A 3,209-nucleotide genomic window follows, 5' to 3' on the forward strand; every position below is an offset into this window, starting at 1 on the left:
CTAGAAATGTTGGAAGAGGTGCTTTCTCACTTGAAGAAGATTCAAGGTGCCTGGTCTGGTATTCGTCAGGAAGTTATTGAAAAGGGTATTCTCTAGAGGCTTGTTCGCAAGTTTAGAGTGCTTTTTTGTTTATTGCTTTTGTATAAGAGATTGAATAGCGGCTATTGATTGCCGCTATTCCAATGTGCTCAGCGTTGCCGACAGTTAGTTCGATTCTTCGATCACTGCGCTGGTATCTTCACCGCCGAATGCTTCCAGGATCTCTGGAATTAGTTTGTCGAACTCTGCCGTCATAATGGTGAAGCCAGCGTCAAACATGCTGGCGGCATCTTCGGCGTTCATGTCGTCAAGTTGATCTTGTAGCATATCGCCAAACTTGATGCGCTTCACACTTAAATCAGAGCCTAATAATAGTGTTAGTGACTCGCGCCACTCGACAGCAAGTTTGGTGACTTCCATTCCTGATTTGATTTGTTGGTCGATCTGTTCTTGATCGAGTTCCAAGCCTTTATACTTAATAGATCCTTTCTCTTCACCTTGTGATGTAAGTTCGCATTCTAAGCCTACAGTCATAAAGCTTGGTAGGCTGCTTGGCTCGGTGACCCAGTGTGTCATGATCGAGCTTGGGGCCTGGTTAACTGCTGGTAGGCGAATAGGAAGTGAACCAATTGTTTTGCGTAAATAGCTGGTCAGTTCATCTGCCAATTTGGCTGATGAAGTGTTAATCACAAGGTAGCCTTTCGAAGGGCAAAGGTAGGCGAAATAGCGCGATGTCTTGGTGAAAGACTTAGGTAGTAAGAGGTTAGTGATTTCTTCCTTTAGCTCAGTTTTTTCTTTGCGTGTAACTTTGCGGTGCTGTTGTTCCTCGATCTCATTTACTTTCTCTTGTAATTGCTCATTGACCACAGAGCTAGGTAGAATACGCTCTTGCTTTTGAAGGCAGATCATCCAGTAATTCTGGTTAACGTGTACCAGTTGCTCGGAATGCTTTTGCAAAGGGCTGGACCAACCTAGTTGGTATATGTCGTTCGCGCCGCAGGGTTTAAATGGTGAGTCAGCAAGTTTACTTTCTAATTCTTCGCTTGATAGTTCGAAAGGTTTAGTAAAGCGATAAAACAGGATATTTTTAAACCACATAAGTATATTCAGGCCTTCAGTTAGATGTAGATATTCTTTCTTAATAAGATGTAAAGCAAAAGTATAGTATAAAATACTTTAAATAGATTGCTTAAATTATTGAAAATATTTAAAAAGAGTTTCAAATTGAACACCTGCCCAGTCTTTTATTTGTATTCGACACTTGGTTGTCACTTGTGTGATGAGGCGCTTGCGGTAGCTCAGGCCTTGCATGTGCAAATGGCTGAAAACTTTGCAGCATCGTCCTTTGATTCGGATGGAAAGCCGCTTTTTTTTAAACTGGAGTCGGTCGATATTGCAGACGATGATGCCTTAATTGATCGCTATGGCGCCAGGATACCTGTTTTGCTATCCCATGATAAATCCCTGGAGCTTGAATGGCCTTTTGATGTTCAATCACTTTATGAGTTTATGTGCCGCTGCCTTAAATAGGGTTTCGGTTTAGTCAATTTAATGAATTAGATGTGAATTAGTATGATTATTGTTGTGTCTCCTGCAAAAACGCTGGATTTCGAGTCAGCGAGTTTTAGTGATGAGTTTTCTGTGCCTGATTTTCTAGATGAATCAAAGCATCTGGTTGACGCTTTAAATAAAGTAGATTCCGCTGCGCTAATGAAGCTAATGAGTGTCAGTGAAAAGATTGCAGATTTAAATGTGCAGCGAATGAAAGATTGGACTGTTCCGTTCACGGCCCAGAATGCAAAGCAAGCTGTCTATGCCTTTAAGGGGGATGTATATACGGGGTTAGCAGTCGAGTCTATGGATAGTGCTAGTGTCGAATATCTTCAGGGAAAGTTAAGAATACTCTCGGGTTTGTATGGTATTTTGCGCCCCTTGGATTTGATGCAGCCATATCGTTTGGAAATGGGAACCAGGCTTGAAAATACACGCGGAAAGAATCTTTACGAGTTTTGGGGAGAGATGCTGACAGAGTCACTTAACCGGGAGTTAGAGGGGAGTGACGAGGTTCTCGTTAACCTAGCATCCAACGAGTATTTTAAATCAATCAAGCCTAAGTCGCTTAAGGCAAAGGTGATTACCCCTATATTCAAGGATGAGAAGAAAGGCACATACAAGATCATTAGTTTTTATGCCAAAAAAGCACGAGGCTTAATGGTCAGGTATGCTGCTGATAATAATATTCAAAGCGTTGAAGATCTAAAGGGTTTTGACTACGCGGGTTATCAATACTCAGAGAGTGAGTCCAGTGGCACTGATTGGGTCTTTACTAGAAGTGAGAGTGTAGCGGAGGCGCAGAAGTAAGGTTGTGTTTAGTGTTGTGAAGAATAGGGCGCGCCAAGGGTTGCGCTTCTCTCGTCTGCTCGCGAATTTACTCTCGGGTAGTGCTTTTATTGGTGCTTGTTATCAATTCCCGCAAGTGTCTAAAATTGACCAAAACGAGCTTAATGATTACGCTCTGTTTACCTTGTGGGTTGAGGATCTGGTTCGTTCAATGAATACGGAGGTCGTTGTCGAAGGCTCCCCCATGGAAGCAAGCGGTTTGTTTGTATCAAATCATATTTCATGGCTCGATACGATTGTTTTTAATCATCTCAGGCCTGTAGGTTTTATTGCGCGGCATGATTTGGAAGAGTGGCCTTTGCTGGGGACCTTTACCAAAAGAATGGGGTCTATTTATATTAATAGAACCAATAAATTTGAAGCGTATCGCTCAATTCCTTACCTTGAAGAGCGTTTAAGGCAAGGTGGTTCAGTGCACCTGTTTCCTGAATCAACGACCTCGGTAGGTGCAGAGGTGTTGCCGTTTTTCCCGATGTTTTATGAGGCAGCAGTTAGAGTGGGTGTGCCTGTTCAGCCAGTTGCACTAAAGTATACGGATGAATTTGGTCGGCTCTTGCCTGAGCCAGCGTTTATAGATGATGACTCGTTTATTGATACGCTTGAGCGTATTCTAAGGGTTGAAAAGGTGTATGCTCATGTCCGTTATCTGGAACCTATGGACTCAGCATCCTTATGTCGTAAGGGCTTGGCGAGGCGTACTCGGGAAATGATTGGTGCAGAATTAAAACTGATTTAGGTATAAAAAAACCCGCAAGAGCGGGTTTTTTTAT

The 3,209-nt window shown here is 42.7% G+C and carries 4 protein-coding genes; 3 read left to right on the forward strand and 1 reads right to left on the reverse strand.

Annotated features, from left to right (window positions below):
* Nucleotides 1-204 precede the first annotated feature (204 nt).
* Nucleotides 205-1,137 carry a recombination-associated protein RdgC gene (gene rdgC / locus A3763_RS15645; protein ID WP_068508423.1) on the reverse strand — a complete coding sequence of 311 codons (933 nt, stop codon included), beginning with the start codon at nucleotides 1,135-1,137 and terminating at the stop codon, nucleotides 205-207.
* Between the two features lie 126 nt (nucleotides 1,138-1,263).
* Between rdgC and A3763_RS15650 the strand changes: the two genes are divergently transcribed.
* From A3763_RS15650 to A3763_RS15660, 3 genes are read left to right on the forward strand one after another with little or no spacing between them, the layout of a single operon-like run.
* Nucleotides 1,264-1,569: a glutaredoxin family protein gene (locus tag A3763_RS15650; RefSeq protein WP_082880485.1), complete on the forward strand. Its 306-nt coding sequence runs from the start codon at nucleotides 1,264-1,266 to the stop codon at nucleotides 1,567-1,569.
* Between the two features lie 42 nt (nucleotides 1,570-1,611).
* Nucleotides 1,612-2,400 carry a peroxide stress protein YaaA gene (gene yaaA, locus A3763_RS15655; protein WP_068508425.1) on the forward strand — a complete coding sequence of 263 codons (789 nt, stop codon included), beginning with the start codon at nucleotides 1,612-1,614 and terminating at the stop codon, nucleotides 2,398-2,400.
* A gap of 16 nt (nucleotides 2,401-2,416) precedes the next feature.
* Complete coding sequence (locus A3763_RS15660; RefSeq protein ID WP_068508427.1) at nucleotides 2,417-3,175, forward strand: 1-acyl-sn-glycerol-3-phosphate acyltransferase; 759 nt, start codon at nucleotides 2,417-2,419, stop codon at nucleotides 3,173-3,175.
* Nucleotides 3,176-3,209 lie beyond the last annotated feature (34 nt).

Source organism: Oleiphilus sp. HI0128 (assembly GCF_001635365.1).